The following is a 15,809-nucleotide window of genomic DNA, read 5'->3' as shown; positions in this document are numbered from 1 at the left end:
GATGGCCACCACGCAGATTCTTTTCATCCGCCATGGCGAGACGGCCTGGAACCGCATCAAGCGAATCCAGGGGCATATCGACATTCCGCTGGCCGATTCCGGGCTCGCGCAGGCGCGGCGGCTGGCCGCCCGGCTCGAGCGCGAGGCGCGCGACGGCGCGCGGATCGACGCGGTCTATTCGAGCGATCTGATGCGCGCGCAACAGACCGCACAACCGTTCGCCGATGCGCTCGAGCTGCCGCTGCTGCTGCGCGAGGGGCTGCGCGAACGTTCATACGGCGCGTTCCAGGGGCACGACAGCACCGAGATCGAGGCGCTGTTTCCGGACGCGTATGCGGCCTGGCAGACGCGCGATCCGGGCTTCGCGCCGGAGGGCGGCGAGTCGCAGCGGGAGTTTTATCACCGCGTGCTGCATGCGCTCGAACCGATCGTCGCCGCGCATCCGGGCGGCCGGATCGCGTGCGTCGCGCACGGCGGCGTGCTCGATTGCGTGTATCGCTTTGCGAATGGTCTGGATCTGTCGGCGCCGCGCAACTATCAGTTGCTCAACACCAGCATCAACGTCGTCGATTACGTGGATGGCCGCGCGCAGGTCGTGCAGTGGGCCGACGTGTCGCATCTCGAAGCCGCGAGCGACGACGACGACGGGTACCGCAAGGTGCTCTGAGTACGCCGACCCCGTCCTGCAGGTGCAAGCCTGTCGGCTTGTCACAGGCATTTGACAGTAAATTGAAATGATCGGGGAGGCGGATCGTCAGGCGGGCGGGGTGCCGTCGGACGGGATGGCCGTCGCGCGGCGGCGCGCACGCTTGGATGCGCCGTTCACGAGCGCCCAGCGCAGCACGGGCGCGATGGCGCGTATGCCGGGTCGGACTACCGCGCGCCGTAACGGCGCGAACGTCGACACGCCGAGCATGCGCTGCGCCCACTCCGGCAGCAGGTCGATCCCGGCATGCATCACCAGCGACGCGGCAGGCCGCAGCGTGGGTTTCGCGACCGGCACATTCAGCAGGATGGACATCACGTCGAAGGTACGCGGCCCGGCTTCGAGCTCGGGCAGCATCCGCGCGAGATAAGCCGCCACCTCGGCGCGCGAACGCGGAACCTCACGGGCGCCGAGCAGCTCGGCGATCAGCGCTGTCTCCGCGTAATAGCGATCCTGCAGTTCGCCCGGCAGCGCGGGATTCACGTAACGCAGATGCGCGGCGAGAAAGCTCGACACTTCCGCGACATGCACCCAGGTCAGCAATTCGGGATCGTCGGCGCGGTACGGCCGGCCGTCGGGCGCACTGCCCGCGATGCGCGCGTGGATCGCTTTCACGCGCTCGATCAGCGCGAGCGCGTCCGCGCGGCTGCCGAACGTCGTACCCGTGATGAACGTGGCGGTGCGCCGCAAGCGGCCGAAGATGTCGGTGCGGAACGACGAATGATCCCAGACGCCCGCGAGCGCGAGCGGGTGGAGCGCCTGCAGCAGCAGCGCGGCGATGCCGCCCGTCATCATCGACGTGAAATCGGCATGCACGCGCCAGCAGACGGCGTCGGGGCCGAACAGCCCCGGGTCTCCAGGCGGCGAAGAGAGATCGATCGACGGGCCGCCGCCGCCGGCGGTCAGGTGCGTGATGCCGGCCACGAGCCGCTTGCGGATCGGCTCGGCCCAGCGCGGGCCCGGCACGGGTGCGGTGGGGTGGCGGCTGGGCGGCGTCGTCATGGCGGGCGTGACTCGGCGACGGATTACTTCCCGTCGGGGGTATCCCAATCGTCGCGCTCGGTGGTGCGGCGCGCATCGGGTACCGACAGCCCGAAGTGGCGATACGTGAGCAGCGTCGCGACGCGGCCGCGCGGCGTGCGCTGCAGGAAGCCCTGCTGGATCAGGTACGGTTCGAGCACGTCCTCGATCGTGTCGCGCTCCTCGCCGATCGCCGCCGCGAGGTTGTCGATCCCCACCGGGCCACCGTCGAACTTGTACAGGATCGCTTCGAGCAGCTTGCGGTCCATCAGGTCGAAGCCGACCGGATCGACATCGAGCATCGCGAGCGCGGCGTCGGCAACGGCCGCGGTGATCTGGCCGTCGGCCTTCACTTCCGCGAAATCGCGCACGCGGCGCAGCAGACGGTTCGCGATCCGGGGCGTGCCGCGCGCGCGCTTCGCGATTTCCAGCGCGCCGTTCGGATCGATCTGCGCATTCAGCAGCGACGCCGAGCGCCGCACGATGCGCGACAGTTGTTCGGCGTCGTAGAACTCGAGGCGCGCGACGATCCCGAAACGGTCGCGCAGCGGATTGGTCAGCATCCCCGCGCGGGTGGTCGCGCCGACCAGCGTGAACGGCTGCAGGTCGAGCTTCACGCTGCGCGCCGCCGGCCCTTCGCCGATCATGATGTCGATCTGGTAATCCTCGAGCGCCGGATACAGGATTTCCTCGACGACCGGCGACAGCCGGTGGATCTCGTCGATGAACAGCACGTCGTTCGCCTCGAGGTTCGTCAGCAGCGCGGCGAGATCGCCTGCGCGCTCGAGCACGGGGCCCGACGTCTGGCGCAGGTTCACGCCCATCTCGCGCGCAATGATGTGCGCGAGCGTCGTCTTGCCGAGACCCGGCGGCCCGAACAGCAGCACGTGATCGAGCGGCTCGGAGCGGCGCTTCGCGGCTTCGATGAAGATCTCGAGCTGGCCGCGCACCTTTTCCTGGCCGACGTAGTCGTCGAGCTGGCGCGGCCGCAGCGCACGCTCGAACACCTCCTCGTGCGACGAGGTGGGCGTGGCGGCGATGATCCGCTGCTCGGTGGCGAGTTTGTCGGTTTCAATCATGCGGCCATTGTACCGCGCGTCGAAGCGCGCACCACCTGGCCGAACGGCCGACTGGCGCGTACCGCGCGGCGGCGCGACACTGGCTTCGACGGCCGGATCGACCGCGCGTTACGCCTTCGACAGCGCCTTCAGCGCGAGCTTGATGCCGTCGGACACGCCGGTGCCGGCCGGCACGTTCTTGATCGCGGCAAGGCCTTCCTTCTCGGAGTAGCCGAGCGCGAGCAGCGCGTTGAGGATGTCGGTCGCGTGGTCGGATGCCGACGCGGCCCCGGCGAGCGCGCCGAGGTCGGCGCCGAGCTTGCCCTTCAGTTCGAGCAGCAGGCGCTCGGCCGTCTTCTTGCCGATGCCGGGCAGGCGCGTGAGGCGGGCGGCGTCCTGCATCGTCACCGCTTGCGCGAGTTCCTGCACGCTCATGCCGGACAGCACGGCGAGCGCCATGCGCGCGCCGATGCCGGTGATCTTCAGCAGCTCGCGGAAGGTCGTGCGTTCCTGCGGCGTCAGGAAGCCGTACAGCAGGTGCGCGTCCTCGCGGACGATCTGCTGCGTGAGCAGCACGATGCGCTCGCCCGTTTGCGGCAGGTTGTAGAAGGTGCTCATCGGCACGTCGATTTCGTAGCCGACGCCGTTGCAGTCGACGAGCAGATGAGGTGGGTTCTTTTCGAGCAGGATGCCGGCGATGCGACCGATCATGGAGGACGGGATGCGAGGAAGAAAGCGCGAGTGTAGCGCACGCGCGGCGCAATGCCGATGGGCGCGTCCGTCAGGCCGAGGCGGCGCGTGTCGCGGGCATGTCGGGCGCGGGTAAAACGGTCAAGGCGCCAACGCGGTCGAGCCGATGCGCCGCGCCGCGGTGCGCGGCGGCGTCAGCCGACCAGCCTGCCGCGCCGCACGCGCAGCCCTTTTTGCGCGAGCGCCGGCGCGAGGCCGCCCAGCGTGCTGAGCGTGTTGCCGCCGTGTGCGTGGCAGATCGCCATGCCGAGCGCGTCGGCCGCGTCGGAGCCCGGCTGGCCGGACAGATTGAGCAGCCGCGTGACCATTTCCTGCATCTGCGTCTTGGTCGCGCGGCCGTAGCCCACCACGGCCTGCTTGAGCTGCAGCGCGGTGTATTCGGCGACCGGCAACCCGCCCGCGACGAGGCCGCAGATCGCGGCGCCACGCGCCTGGCCGAGCAGCAGCGTCGACTGCGGGTTCACGTTGACGAACACCTTTTCGATCGCGGACTGGTCGGGCGCGTGCTCCCGCACGAGCGTCGATACGCCCTGGAAGATCGTGCCGAGGCGGGTGGCCAGGTCGGCCGTCGGCGTACGGATCACGCCGCTGGTGACATAGGCGAGCTGGTGGCCGCTGACGTCGATGACGCCGAAGCCGGTGACGCGCAGGCCGGGGTCGATGCCGAGAATTCGCATGAGTGAGGAGAGTGGCGTGATGCAGCGATACTACAACGAATGGTGCGGCAAGCCGGTCGCCCCGTCGTGCGCGAAGGCGCCGCGCAATAAAAAACCCGGCGGGGATGATGCCGCCGGGTTCTCGTGCAGCGGCCGCGCGGGCCGCATGCGGCGATCAGTGACGGAAGTGGCGCACGCCCGTCAGGATCATCGCGATGCCGTGCTCGTCGGCTGCCGCGATCACTTCGTCGTCGCGCATCGAGCCGCCCGGGTGAATCACGCAGGTCGCGCCGGCCGCCACGACGACGTCGAGGCCGTCGCGGAACGGGAAGAACGCATCCGACGCGACGGCCGAGCCGGCGAGCGTCAGGCCCGCGTTCTGCGCCTTGATGCTCGCGATGCGCGCGGAATCGACGCGGCTCATCTGGCCGGCGCCGACGCCGAGCGTCATGCCGTTGCCGCAGAACACGATCGCGTTAGACTTCACGTACTTCGCGACGCGCCATGCGAACAGCAGGTCGTCCATTTCCTTCGCGGTCGGCTGGCGCTTCGTGACGACGCGCAGCTCGCTCGGCTGCACGTTCTTCGAATCGAGCGACTGCACGAGCAGGCCGCCGCCCACGCGCTTCAGGTCGAATGCGTTGTGGCCGTCGCCCAGCGCGATCTCGAGCAGGCGCACGTTCTGCTTCGCGGCGAACACCTGCTTCGCGGCGTCGGAGAACGACGGGGCGATCAGCACTTCGACGAACTGCTTCGCCACGGCTTGCGCGGCCGCTTCGTCGACTTCGCGGTTGAACGCGATGATGCCGCCGAATGCCGAGGTCGGGTCGGTCTGGAACGCCTTCGCGTACGCGTCGGCCGAGTCGTTGCCGACCGCGACGCCGCACGGGTTCGCATGCTTGATGATCACGCAGGCCGGCGCGTCGAACGTCTTCACGCATTCCCACGCCGCGTCCGAATCCGCGATGTTGTTGTACGACAGTTCCTTGCCCTGCAGCTGGCGGTAATTCGCCAGCGCGCCGGCCGGCGTCGCGATGTCGCGGTAGAACGCCGCGCTCTGGTGCGGGTTCTCGCCGTAGCGCAGGTCCTGCACCTTGTCGAACGCCATGTTCAGCGTGGCCGGGTACGCGCTGCGCGATGCGTGCTGCAGCTCGTCGGTCAGGCTCGTCAGGTAGTTCGTGATCGCGCCGTCGTATTGCGCGGTGTGCGCGAACACCTTCGTCGCGAGACGGAAGTTGGTCGGGTAGCCGACCGTGTTGCCGTTCGCCTTCATTTCATCGAGCACGACCGCGTAGTCGGCAGGATCGACGACGACCGTCACGTCGCGGTGGTTCTTCGCGGCCGAGCGCAGCATCGTCGGGCCGCCGATGTCGATGTTCTCGATCGCGTCGGCCAGCGTGCAGTCGTCCTTCGCGATCGTCGCGACGAACGGATACAGGTTCACGACGAGCAGGTCGATCGTCGGGATGCCATGCTGTTCGAGCGCCTGCATGTGCTCGGGCAGGTCGCGGCGGGCGAGGATGCCGCCGTGCACCTTCGGGTGCAGCGTCTTCACGCGCCCATCGAGCATTTCCGGGAAGCCCGTGTAATCGGCCACTTCGGTCACGGGCAGGCCGGCGTCGGCGAGGAGTTTCGCGGTGCCGCCCGTCGACAGCAGCTTGACGCCGAGGTCGGACAGCGACTTCGCGAAATCGACGATGCCGGTCTTGTCGGAAACGGAAATGAGCGCTTGCTTGATCATGATGGAACCACCAATAGCCAGGGAAACGGGGACGGGACGGCCGCCTACAGCAGGCCGTGCTGCTGCAGCTTCTTGCGCAGCGTATTGCGATTGATGCCGAGGTACTCCGCGGCGAGCGACTGGTTGCCGCCGGCCTGTACGAGCACGACCTCGAGCATCGGCTTTTCGACGCAGGACATCACCATTTCATAGACGTCGTGCGGATTGGAGCCGTCTAGATCCCGGAAATACACGTCCAGGCTCTCGCGGACACATTGTTCGATGTTGTGCTTGCTCATGCTGCTAACTGGTTATGGTCGTCCGACTCGCCCTGACTGTTTTCCGCTTCGTCATCGACGTAGACGAGGTGGTCCGACAGCGCCTTTTGCGCCTCGAAGAATGCGTTGACGGCGGCGAGCTGCTCGCGGGTGGAATCGAGCGTGTTCATTCGGTGCCGGAACCCGTTGGCACCGGAAAGGCCGCGAGTGTACCAGCCGATGTGCTTGCGCGCAGTACGGACGCCGGTGAATTCGCCATAGAACGCGTAGTGGTCTTCCAGGTGTTCGTTCATCACGTGCTGGATCTCGTCGATCCGCGGCGGGGGCAGCAGCTCGCCGGTTTGCAGGAAATGATCGATTTCGCGGAACAGCCACGGCCGGCCTTGCGCGGCGCGACCGATCATCAGCGCGTCGGCGCCGGTTGCATCGAGCACGGCCTTCGCCTTGGCGGGCGACGTGATGTCGCCGTTCGCCACGACCGGAATCCGCACGGCCGCCTTCACGGCCGCGATGGTGTCGTACTCGGCGTCGCCGCGGTACAGATCGGCGCGCGTGCGGCCGTGCACGGTGAGCATCGAGATGCCGGCCGCTTCGGCCAGGCGCGCGACCGTGATCGCGTTCTTGTGCTCGCGGTCCCAGCCGGTGCGGATCTTCAGCGTGATCGGCACCGCATCGGGCCCCGTGCCGACCGCCGCGACGACGGCCTCGACGATCCGCTGCACGAGCGGCTCGTTCTGCAGCAGCGCGGAGCCGGCCGCGACGTTGCAGACCTTCTTCGCCGGGCAGCCCATGTTGATGTCGATGATCTGCGCGCCGTTGTCGACGTTGTAGCGGGCCGCCTCGGCCATCATCGCCGGATCGGCGCCGGCAATCTGCACCGCGATCGGCTCGACTTCGCCTTCGTGGTTCGCGCGCCGCATCGTCTTCGCGCTTTTCCACAGCTGCGCGTTGGACGCGACCATCTCGGACACGGCGTAACCGGCTCCCAGCCGTTTGCACAGCTGGCGGAACGGACGATCCGTCACCCCGGCCATCGGGGCGACGAACAGGTTGTTACGCAATACGTGAGGGCCGATAACGGGCATCGCAATGGCGCCGCCCGCGACCGGCGCGGGCAGGGGAAGGGAAGGCGGAAAACGGGCATTTTACCGTATTCCCATGCCCCGCCGATTTGACCCGGTTTGCCTGGTTCGCCCGGACGCGCCGCACGGCGTGCCGCGCGTCAGTTGCGCTGGCCGAACATCATCTGACGCGCGATCGCCTTCTTGAGCGGCGGCACGAACTCGAGCGCGGTGAGCGCGGCGCCGCGCAGCAGCGGAAGCGGGCCCGAGTCGATCGTAAACAGGCGCGCCAGCGTGTCGGTCGCGCCGATCGTGAAGCGCCGGTCGAGCGCGCGGCGCGCGTTGAAGGTCGCGAGCGCGGTCGCTTCGAAGCCTTGTGCGGACAGCGTGTCGACGAGCGTGTGCGCATCGCGCAGCCCGAGGTTGAGCCCCTGGCCCGCCACCGGGTGCAGCGTTTGCGCGGCATTGCCGACGATCGCGACGCGGCCGCTGACGAGCGTCTGCGCGGCGTTCAGGCCGAGCGGGAACGACGCGCGCCCGGCGATCGCGACGAATTCGCCCATGCGTTCGCCGAATGCGCTGCCGAGCTCGCGCAGGAACGCGTCGTCGGGCAGCGCGGCACGTCGCGCCGCTTCGTCGGGCGTACAGCACCAGACGAGCGAGTAGTCGGCCTGACGCGGCCCGCCGAGCGGCAGCAGTGCGAGCGGGCCCTCGTGCGTGAAGCGTTCCCACGCGACGTTCGGGCGCGGCGCCGATACCGTGACCGTGCCGACGAGCGCGGTCTGCCCGTAGTCGCGGCGATGCTTGGCCGTATCGGCCTGCTGTTCGTGGAACAGCCCGCCTTCGGCATTGATGGCGATGCGCGCGCGCAGCGTGCGCTCGCCTTGCGGGCCGTCGAGCGTCAGCGTGACGCCGTCGGCGTCCTGCCGCGGCGCGCGTGCGGTGGTCGACGTGAGCCAGTCGACGCGCGTGCCGCGCACCGCATTCGCGAGCGCCTGCACGATCGAGCCGTAGCGCACCACGTAGCCGAGCGCGGCGAGGGCGTGCTCGTCGCGGTCGATCAGCGTGCGGCCGAAATGGCCGCGCTGCGACACGTGGATATGTTCGATCGGCGTCGCGTCGGCGGGCCAGGCGAGCGTGTCGAGCAGCACGCGGCTGCCGTGCGACACGGCGATCGCGCGGGGATCGTTCGCGCTCGCGGCCGGTTCGCGTGCGTCGATCAGCGCGATCGACGCGTGCTGCGTCGCGCTGCGGCGCGCGAGCCAGCCGGCGAGCGCGAGCCCGACGGGGCCGGCGCCGACGATGGCGAGGTCGTAATCCGGCGTGGCCGGGGAGGAAGCGGTCGTCATCTTGATTCGTGAAACGGAGGTAACGGTCGGCGGCCGGTCATGTGTCCGCACGCATCAGCGCCTCGATCTCGTCGGCCGCGACCGGCACGCCGCGCGTGATCAGCTCGCAGCCGTGCTCGCGCACGATCGCGTCGTCCTCGATGCGAATGCCGATGTTCCAGTACTCGGGCGGCACGTCGTCGGCCGCGCGCACGTACAGGCCGGGCTCGACCGTGAGCGTCATGCCGGGCTTCAGCGTGCGCCACGGCAACGCGCCGTTGGCGTCGCGCTCGGCGAGCCGCTCGCGGTAGTCGCCGCAGTCGTGCACGTCCATCCCGATCCAGTGGCCCGTGCGGTGCATGTAGAAGCGCGTGTACGCGCGCTCGGCGATCACGTCGTCGACGTTCGAGAAGCGTGTTTTCGGGATGATGCCGGTGTCGAGCAGCCCCTGCGCGAGCACGCGGACGGCCGCATCGTGCGGCGCCTCGAACGATACGCCCGCGCGCGTCGCGTCGATCGCGGCCTGCTGCGCGGCGAGCACGATGTCGTACAGCGCGCGCTGCGCGGGCGAGAAGCGGCCGTTGGCCGGGAACGTGCGCGTGATGTCCGACGCATAGCCGTCAAGTTCGCAGGCGGCGTCGATCAGGATCAGGTCGCCGTCCTGCGCGGCCGCGTTGCCGGCCGGGTAGTGCAGCACGCACGCATTCGCGCCGGCCGCGACGATCGAACCGTACGCGGGCGCCTGCGCGCCGTGCTTGCGGAACAGGTACAGCAGCTCGGCCTCGAGCTCGTATTCGCGGATGCCGGGGCGGCACGCCTGCATCGCGCGGCGATGCGCGAGCGCGGAGATGTGCGCGGCGCGCATCATGATCGCGAGTTCGTGTTCGTCCTTCACGAGCCGCATGTCGTCGAGCAGCGGCGTGAGGTCGAGCAGCGCGTCCGGCGCCGCGACGCCCGTGCGTGCCTGCGCGCGCACCGCGTCGATCCAGCCCGCGAGCTGGCGCTCGAAGTCGGCCGATGCGCCGAACCGGTAGTGCACGGTGCCCGCATCGGCGAGCAGGCGCGGCATTTCGGTGTCGATCACGTCGACCGCGAATGCCGCATCGAAGCCGAACGCGTCGCGCGCGGCGTCGGGCCCGTAGTGAAAGCCTTCCCAGATCTCGCGGTCGACGTTCTTGCCGCGGCAGAACAGGATCGATTCCGGCGCGCCGTGCGGCGCTGCCGCGTTCAGCACGAGCACGGCATCCGGCTCGGTGAAGCCCGTCAGGTAATGGAAGTAGCTGTCGAACCGGTACGGGTAAGCCGTATCGCGGTTGCGCAGCATTTCCGGCGCGGTGGGGACGATGGCGACGCCGCCGCCCGCGGCACGCAGTGCGGCAAGCACGCGTTCACGGCGCTGGCGGTAGACGTCGACGGCGATGGCGGTATCGAGAGGCGCATTCATCGTGCGATTGTAGCGCCGCGGGACGCGGCGCGTGAAAGCGGGGGGGAAGTGGCGCCGGAAGGCCCGCGGCGGCGGCTGTTGCAAACCATCCACAGGCCGGACGGGCGATTTTCTGCCCGGCCGCGCGGGCCGGTTATGATCGGCGACAACGTATACTCTCGGCGGTTCCCTTAAAAAGGCAGATGATGAAATTAATCGGTTCGCTCAGCAGCCCGTACGTCCGAAAGGCGCGGATCGTGCTTGCTGAAAAGAAGATCGACTACAAGCTGGAGCTCGAGAACGTGTGGGCGCCGGAGACGGATATTCACGCATCCAATCCGCTCGGCAAGGTCCCGTGCCTCGTGATGGAAGATGGTGCCGCGGTGTTCGATTCCCGCGTGATCTGCGAATACGTCGATACGCTGTCGCCGGTCGGCAAGCTGATTCCGCCGTCGGGCCGCGAGCGCGTCGAAGTGCGCTGCTGGGAAGCACTGGGCGACGGCGTGCTCGACGCGGCGGTCGCGATCCGCCTCGAACACACGCTGCGGGAAGAAGGGCAGCGCAGCGCGAGCTGGATCGCGCGCCAGCAACGCAAGATCGACGACGCGCTCGTCGCGATGTCGCAGGGTCTCGGCGGCAAGACGTGGTGCGTCGGCAATCATTACACGCTCGCCGACATCGCCCTCGGCTGCGCGCTCGGCTACCTCGATTTCCGGATGCCCGAGCTCGACTGGCGCGATCGCCACCCGAACCTCGACAAGCACTTCGTGAAGCTGCAGCAGCGACAGTCGTTCGCCGATACGCTGCCGCAGAACTGAGCCGCGGCCCGGCCTTCACGCATTCGGCAGACGAAAGAAAAGCGCCCCGCGGGGCGCTTTTCCTTTTGCGGCGCCGGCCGCGGCCGGAGCGGGCGGCCGCGCGCGTCACTCGATCGACGCGTACACCGCTTCGCCGAGCGTGAACGAATCGCTGCGCGCGATCGGCCACCACTTGTCGTACAGGGAAAAGCCGCAGGTCCGGCCGTCGAGCAGCGCACCGGGTTTCAGATACTTCAGCAGTTGCGACATCAGTCGCACCTCGTGCGGCGCGACCCGCTGCACGATGTGATGCGCGCGCAGCTCGGACGGATGCGCGAGGCCGGCCGCCTGCACGAGTTCCTGCAGCGCATGCAGCGTATTGCGGTGGAAGTTGTACACGCGCTCGGCCTTGTCGGGCACGACGAGCGCGCGCTGGCGCACCGGGTCCTGCGTCGCGACGCCGGTCGGGCAGCGGTCGGTGTGGCAGTGCTGCGCCTGGATGCAGCCGACCGCGAACATGAAGCCGCGCGCCGAGTTCACCCAGTCCGCGCCGATCGCGAGCGTGCGGGCGATGTCGAACGCGGTGATGATCTTGCCGCTCGCGCCGAGCTTCACGCGGTCCCGCACGCCGATCCCGACGAGCGTGTTGTGCACGAGCAGCAGCCCTTCCTGCAGCGGCACGCCGACGTGGTCGGTGAATTCGAGCGGCGCCGCGCCGGTGCCGCCTTCCGCGCCGTCGACGACGATGAAGTCGGGCACGATGCCCGTCTCGATCATCGCTTTCGCGATTCCGAAGAATTCCCACGGATGGCCGATGCACAGCTTGAAACCGGTCGGCTTGCCGCCGGACAGCGTGCGCAGTCGCTCGACGAATTCGAGCAGCCCGCGCGGCGTCGAGAATTCCGAGTGCGTCGCGGGCGAGATGCAGTCCTTGCCCATCGGCACGCCGCGCGTCTCGGCGATTTCCGGCGTGATCTTCGCGGCCGGCAGCACGCCGCCGTGACCGGGCTTCGCGCCCTGCGACAGCTTCACCTCGATCATCTTGACCTGCGGATCGGCGGCCTGCTTCGCGAACTTGTCGGGGTTGAACGTGCCGTCGTCGTTGCGGCAGCCGAAGTAGCCGGACGCGATTTCCCAGACGATGTCGCCGCCGTTCTCGCGGTGGTACTTCGACAGCGAGCCTTCGCCGGTGTCGTGCGCGAACCCGCCTTTCTTCGCGCCGAGGTTCAGCGAGCGGATCGCGTTCGCGGACAGCGAGCCGAAGCTCATCGCCGAGATGTTGAAGATCGAAATGTCGTACGGTTGCGCGCGATTCGCGCCGACGCGGATGCGGAAGTCGTGGTTCGGCAGCTTCGTCGGCGCGAGCGAATGGCTGATCCATTCGTGCGCGACGGCCTTCACGTTCAGCTCGGTGCCGTACGGACGGTTGTCCGCGACGTTCTTTGCGCGCTGGTAGACGAGGCTGCGTTGCGCGCGCGAGAACGGCTTTTCGTCGGTGTCGTCCTCGACGAAGTACTGGCGGATCTCGGGGCGGATGAATTCGAACAGGAAGCGGAAGTGGCCCCAGAGCGGGTAGTTCCGCAGGATCGCGTGGCGGTCCTGCTTCAGGTCGTACAGGCCGAGCGCGACGAGGGCGATGGGGATGACGATCCACAGCCAGGAGAGTGCGTGGACCGACGCGAGCACGGCCGCCGCGACGAGCAGCAGGACGGCGCACCACATCGCCAGGTAGCGTCTTGAAAGCATGGGGGGACTCCGTAAGAATCTTGAAATGCCGCCATGCGTACGCTGCGAAGGCGGCGCGCCGGCCGCGGCGGAATCGTGTTCCGCCGGGCGCGGCGTGCCGCAAGTCTAAACCGAATGGATGTCAGCGTGCGTCGGCGAGTGCCGGCGCGTGGCCCGCCGGTGCGGCCTGACCAGGTTGGCCGGTGGCCGCGAACTCGATGATGCCGCCGCCGAGGCAGATCTCGCCGTCGTACAGCACGGCCGACTGGCCGGGCGTGACGGCCCACTGCGCATCGTCGAACGCGAGCGAGAAGCGCGCTTCGCCTGCCGGGCCGGCTGCTGCGGCGTCTATCGCGGCCCGGCCTGTCGCGGCCCGGCCGAACGCGGCCCGGCCGAACGTGCACGCCGCATCGGCCTGCCGGTAGCGCGTCTTCGCGCCGCACGCGAAACCGTCCGCCGGCGGTTCGCCGGCGACCCAGCTCACGTTGCCGGCGACCAGCTCGCGCGACAGCAGCCACGGATGATCGTGGCCCTGCACGACGTACAGCGTGTTCGACGCGATGTCCTTCGCGGCGACGAACCACGGCTCGCCGCTGCCGCTCTTGCTGCCGCCGAGGCCGATGCCCTTGCGCTGGCCGAACGTATAGAACGCGAGGCCGATGTGCTCGCCGACCACCTTGCCGTCGGGCGTCTTCATCGGGCCGGGTTTCGTCGGAAGATAGCGGTTCAGGAAATCGCGGAACGGCCGTTCGCCGATGAAGCAGATGCCGGTCGAATCCTTCTTCTTCGCATTCGGCAGCCCGATCTGCGCGGCGATCTCGCGCACCTTCGTCTTCGGGATCTCGCCGAGCGGGAACATCGTCTTCGATAGTTGCGCCTGGTTCAGCCGGTGCAGGAAGTACGACTGGTCTTTCGTATGATCGAATGCCTTCAGCAGTTCGAAACGCCCGTCGCGCTCGCGCACGCGCGCATAGTGGCCGGTCGCGATCATTTCCGCGTCGAGCGACATCGCGTGGTCGAGGAACGCCTTGAACTTGATCTCGGCGTTGCACAGCACGTCGGGGTTCGGCGTGCGGCCGGCCGAGTATTCGCGCAGAAACTCGGCGAACACGCGGTCCTTGTATTGCGCGGCGAAGTTGACGGCTTCCACGTCGATGCCGATCAGGTCGGCCACCGACACGACGTCGATCCAGTCCTGGCGCGTCGAGCAGTATTCGCCGTCGTCGTCGTCTTCCCAGTTCTTCATGAACAGGCCGACCACGTCGTAGCCTTGTTCCTTCAGCAGCCACGCGGTCACCGACGAATCGACGCCGCCCGACATGCCCACCACTACACGGCGCTTGCTCATTTGCCGACCGCCTGACGTTCGAATGCCTCGGGGCGCGGGGCGACCGAATGCGTGTGGACGAAATCGAGCGGAATACGCCGCCCGGCGAGATAGTCGTCGATGCAGCGCATCACCGCGGGCGACCGATGGCGCTCGCTGCAGGCGCGCAGTTCGTCGGCCGTCATCCACAGCGTGCGGACGATGCCGTCGTCGAGCACATGGCCCGCGAGCGGTTCGCCGGCCGTGCCGCAGAACGTGAAGCGCAGGTAGGTCGCGCCGGCGTTGCCGGGGCGATCGTAGTGCGCGAGATAGACGCCGACGAGCGCGTCGGGCGTGAACGGGTGCGCGGTTTCCTCGAGCGTTTCGCGGATCACGGCGTCGGCCAGCGTTTCGCCGGCTTCGAGATGACCGGCCGGCTGGTTGATGCGCAGGCCCGTCGAGGTCTCCTCCTCGATCACGAGAAAGCGGCCGGCGCGCTCCACGAGCGCGGCGACCGTCACATGCGGGGTCCAGATTTCGGGTTTCATGGTTCGGCATTTTACCGGTTGCGCCCGAACGCTGCCGGTCGTCCGCCGCCGGCCGTTCGTTAGACGAATCCGACCCTCACGGAACGTCCGTGCCGGCGCTGCGTGACGGCGCGGGCCAAGCGCATGTCGCATTCGAGCACGATCGTGCGCAAAGTGCTGGCGGGGCCATCGCTTTCGGTTAAAGTGCAGCGTGAACGCCGTTGCTCGTGAGCCGGTAAGTCAGCCTGTCCGGCTCGTTGCGCAGTAAAGATCGCAAGAAAAGAAATACTGACAATGACTGGAGGAACTGACGATGCATATTGGAGTGCCTGCTGAAACGCGGGCCAACGAGGCGCGCGTGGCTGCGACGCCGGAAACCGTGAAGAAGTACGCGGCGGCCGGCCATCGCGTCAGTATCGCGAAAGGGGCCGGCAGCGCAGCCAGCTATCCCGACGAAGCCTATGCGGCTGCCGGCGCCGAATTGACCGACCAGTCGGCCGCTTTTGGCGCCGATCTCGTCCTGAAGGTCCAGGCGCCGACCGACACCGAACTGCCGTTGCTCAAGCGCGGCGCCGTGCTGGTCGGCATGCTCGAGCCGTTCAACGGCGAGCAGGCGGCGAAACTCGCCGCGGCCGGCGTGACCGGTTTCGCGCTCGAGGCCGCGCCGCGCACGACGCGTGCGCAGAGTCTCGACGTGCTGTCGTCGCAGGCGAACATCGCCGGCTACAAGGCCGTGCTGGTTGCCGCGTCGCTGTATCCGCGCTTCATGCCGATGCTGATGACGGCCGCGGGCACCGTGAAGGCGGCGCGCGTGCTGATTCTCGGCGCGGGCGTCGCGGGCCTGCAGGCGATCGCGACCGCGAAGCGATTGGGCGCCGTGATCGAGGCGTCCGACGTGCGGCCGGCCGTGAAGGAGCAGATCGAGTCGCTCGGCGCGAAATTCCTCGACGTCCCGTTCGAAACCGACGAAGAGCGCGAAGCCGCGCAGGGTGTCGGCGGCTATGCGCGTCCGATGCCGCCGTCGTGGCTCGGCCGCCAGGCCGCGCTCGTGCACGAGCGTGCGAGGCAGGCCGACATCGTGATTACCACCGCACTGATTCCCGGGCGCCCGGCGCCTACGCTGATCTCGGTCGAGACCGCGCAGTCGATGAAGCCCGGCTCGGTGCTCGTCGATCTCGCGGCCGGCCGCGGCCCGGAAATCGACGGCCGCAGGGGCGGCAACTGCCCGCTGACCGTCGCCGACCAGGTGGTCGTGCACAACGGCGTGACGATCGCCGGCTACACGAACCTCGCGTCGATGGTCGCATCGGACGCGTCGGCGCTGTACGCGCGCAACCTGCTCGACTTCATGAAACTGATCGTCGCGAAGGAAGGCACGCTGAACATCGACCTGACCGACGACATCGTCGCCGCGACGCTGTTGTGCCGCGACGGTGAAGTCACGCGCAAATAAC

Annotated in this window: 15 protein-coding genes; 3 read left to right on the top strand and 12 right to left on the bottom strand. The window is 68.3% G+C overall.

Annotation, left to right across the window (positions count from 1 at the left end):
• Position 1 precedes the first annotated feature (1 nt).
• A complete protein-coding gene (locus tag HWX09_RS26570) occupies positions 2-667 on the top strand; it encodes a histidine phosphatase family protein (protein ID WP_027783565.1) in 666 nt (221 codons plus the stop codon).
• A gap of 87 nt (positions 668-754) precedes the next feature.
• Here HWX09_RS26570 and HWX09_RS26565 read toward each other — a convergent pair whose 3' ends face one another.
• From HWX09_RS26565 to HWX09_RS26525, 9 genes are all read right to left on the bottom strand, one after another.
• A complete protein-coding gene (locus HWX09_RS26565) occupies positions 755-1,708 on the bottom strand; it encodes an oxygenase MpaB family protein (RefSeq protein WP_027783566.1) in 954 nt (317 codons plus the stop codon).
• Positions 1,709-1,731: 23 nt separating this feature from the next.
• Positions 1,732-2,805: a Holliday junction branch migration DNA helicase RuvB gene (gene ruvB, locus HWX09_RS26560; RefSeq protein WP_027783567.1), complete on the bottom strand. Its 1,074-nt coding sequence runs from the start codon at positions 2,803-2,805 to the stop codon at positions 1,732-1,734.
• 108 nt (positions 2,806-2,913) lie between these two features.
• A complete protein-coding gene (gene ruvA / locus HWX09_RS26555; RefSeq protein ID WP_027783568.1) occupies positions 2,914-3,495 on the bottom strand; it encodes a Holliday junction branch migration protein RuvA in 582 nt (193 codons plus the stop codon).
• Between the two features lie 173 nt (positions 3,496-3,668).
• On the bottom strand, positions 3,669-4,211 hold the full coding sequence (gene ruvC, locus HWX09_RS26550; RefSeq protein ID WP_027783569.1) for a crossover junction endodeoxyribonuclease RuvC: 543 nt from the start codon (positions 4,209-4,211) through the stop codon (positions 3,669-3,671).
• 154 nt (positions 4,212-4,365) lie between these two features.
• Positions 4,366-5,931 (bottom strand): bifunctional phosphoribosylaminoimidazolecarboxamide formyltransferase/IMP cyclohydrolase, encoded by a 1,566-nt coding sequence (gene purH / locus HWX09_RS26545; protein ID WP_027783570.1) that lies wholly within the window; start codon positions 5,929-5,931, stop codon positions 4,366-4,368.
• A 44-nt stretch (positions 5,932-5,975) separates the two neighbouring features.
• On the bottom strand, positions 5,976-6,209 hold the full coding sequence (locus HWX09_RS26540) for a Fis family transcriptional regulator (protein ID WP_006476892.1): 234 nt from the start codon (positions 6,207-6,209) through the stop codon (positions 5,976-5,978).
• Positions 6,206-7,273, bottom strand: coding sequence for a tRNA dihydrouridine synthase DusB (gene dusB / locus HWX09_RS26535; protein WP_027783571.1), 1,068 nt, complete (start codon positions 7,271-7,273; stop codon positions 6,206-6,208). Before dusB ends, HWX09_RS26540 begins: the two co-directional genes overlap by 4 nt.
• A gap of 137 nt (positions 7,274-7,410) precedes the next feature.
• The gene (locus tag HWX09_RS26530; protein WP_027783572.1) at positions 7,411-8,598 is read right to left on the bottom strand and encodes a UbiH/UbiF/VisC/COQ6 family ubiquinone biosynthesis hydroxylase; all 1,188 of its coding nucleotides are present in this window, start codon (positions 8,596-8,598) and stop codon (positions 7,411-7,413) included.
• Positions 8,599-8,635: 37 nt separating this feature from the next.
• Positions 8,636-10,021: an aminopeptidase P N-terminal domain-containing protein gene (locus HWX09_RS26525; RefSeq protein ID WP_027783573.1), complete on the bottom strand. Its 1,386-nt coding sequence runs from the start codon at positions 10,019-10,021 to the stop codon at positions 8,636-8,638.
• A 182-nt stretch (positions 10,022-10,203) separates the two neighbouring features.
• Between HWX09_RS26525 and HWX09_RS26520 the strand changes: the two genes are divergently transcribed.
• Positions 10,204-10,818, top strand: coding sequence for a glutathione S-transferase N-terminal domain-containing protein (locus HWX09_RS26520; protein WP_027783574.1), 615 nt, complete (start codon positions 10,204-10,206; stop codon positions 10,816-10,818).
• A gap of 105 nt (positions 10,819-10,923) precedes the next feature.
• Here HWX09_RS26520 and HWX09_RS26515 read toward each other — a convergent pair whose 3' ends face one another.
• The 3 genes from HWX09_RS26515 to HWX09_RS26505 form a co-directional block, all read right to left on the bottom strand.
• Positions 10,924-12,543: an FMN-binding glutamate synthase family protein gene (locus tag HWX09_RS26515; protein WP_027783575.1), complete on the bottom strand. Its 1,620-nt coding sequence runs from the start codon at positions 12,541-12,543 to the stop codon at positions 10,924-10,926.
• Between the two features lie 121 nt (positions 12,544-12,664).
• Positions 12,665-13,870, bottom strand: a complete 1,206-nt coding sequence (gene mnmA / locus HWX09_RS26510) for a tRNA 2-thiouridine(34) synthase MnmA (RefSeq protein WP_027783576.1) — start codon at positions 13,868-13,870, stop codon at positions 12,665-12,667.
• On the bottom strand, positions 13,867-14,376 hold the full coding sequence (locus tag HWX09_RS26505) for an NUDIX hydrolase (protein ID WP_027783577.1): 510 nt from the start codon (positions 14,374-14,376) through the stop codon (positions 13,867-13,869). The genes mnmA and HWX09_RS26505 overlap by 4 nt, the downstream gene beginning before the upstream one ends.
• Before the next feature lie 292 nt (positions 14,377-14,668).
• On the opposite strand from HWX09_RS26505, the gene HWX09_RS26500 reads away from it, so the two are divergent.
• Positions 14,669-15,808 (top strand): Re/Si-specific NAD(P)(+) transhydrogenase subunit alpha, encoded by a 1,140-nt coding sequence (locus HWX09_RS26500; RefSeq protein ID WP_027783578.1) that lies wholly within the window; start codon positions 14,669-14,671, stop codon positions 15,806-15,808.
• The last annotated feature ends 1 nt before the right edge of the window (position 15,809 follow it).

This window comes from Burkholderia sp. BCC1208, from assembly GCF_902833095.1.
Lineage (GTDB): Bacteria > Pseudomonadota > Gammaproteobacteria > Burkholderiales > Burkholderiaceae > Burkholderia.
This window is presented reverse-complemented; position numbering and strand designations above follow the sequence as displayed.

Bases quoted from the DNA above. Each gene is read 5' to 3' on its own strand.
- HWX09_RS26570 (WP_027783565.1), top strand. From the start codon at position 2: ATGGCCACCACGCAGATTCTTTTCATCCGCCATGGCGAGACGGCCTGG.
- HWX09_RS26565 (WP_027783566.1), bottom strand. From the start codon at position 1,708: ATGACGACGCCGCCCAGCCGCCACCCCACCGCACCCGTGCCGGGCCCG.
- ruvB (WP_027783567.1), bottom strand. From the start codon at position 2,805: ATGATTGAAACCGACAAACTCGCCACCGAGCAGCGGATCATCGCCGCC.
- ruvA (WP_027783568.1), bottom strand. From the start codon at position 3,495: ATGATCGGTCGCATCGCCGGCATCCTGCTCGAAAAGAACCCACCTCAT.
- ruvC (WP_027783569.1), bottom strand. From the start codon at position 4,211: ATGCGAATTCTCGGCATCGACCCCGGCCTGCGCGTCACCGGCTTCGGC.
- purH (WP_027783570.1), bottom strand. From the start codon at position 5,931: ATGATCAAGCAAGCGCTCATTTCCGTTTCCGACAAGACCGGCATCGTC.
- HWX09_RS26540 (WP_006476892.1), bottom strand. From the start codon at position 6,209: ATGAGCAAGCACAACATCGAACAATGTGTCCGCGAGAGCCTGGACGTG.
- dusB (WP_027783571.1), bottom strand. From the start codon at position 7,273: ATGCCCGTTATCGGCCCTCACGTATTGCGTAACAACCTGTTCGTCGCC.
- HWX09_RS26530 (WP_027783572.1), bottom strand. From the start codon at position 8,598: ATGACGACCGCTTCCTCCCCGGCCACGCCGGATTACGACCTCGCCATC.
- HWX09_RS26525 (WP_027783573.1), bottom strand. From the start codon at position 10,021: ATGAATGCGCCTCTCGATACCGCCATCGCCGTCGACGTCTACCGCCAG.
- HWX09_RS26520 (WP_027783574.1), top strand. From the start codon at position 10,204: ATGATGAAATTAATCGGTTCGCTCAGCAGCCCGTACGTCCGAAAGGCG.
- HWX09_RS26515 (WP_027783575.1), bottom strand. From the start codon at position 12,543: ATGCTTTCAAGACGCTACCTGGCGATGTGGTGCGCCGTCCTGCTGCTC.
- mnmA (WP_027783576.1), bottom strand. From the start codon at position 13,870: ATGAGCAAGCGCCGTGTAGTGGTGGGCATGTCGGGCGGCGTCGATTCG.
- HWX09_RS26505 (WP_027783577.1), bottom strand. From the start codon at position 14,376: ATGAAACCCGAAATCTGGACCCCGCATGTGACGGTCGCCGCGCTCGTG.
- HWX09_RS26500 (WP_027783578.1), top strand. From the start codon at position 14,669: ATGCATATTGGAGTGCCTGCTGAAACGCGGGCCAACGAGGCGCGCGTG.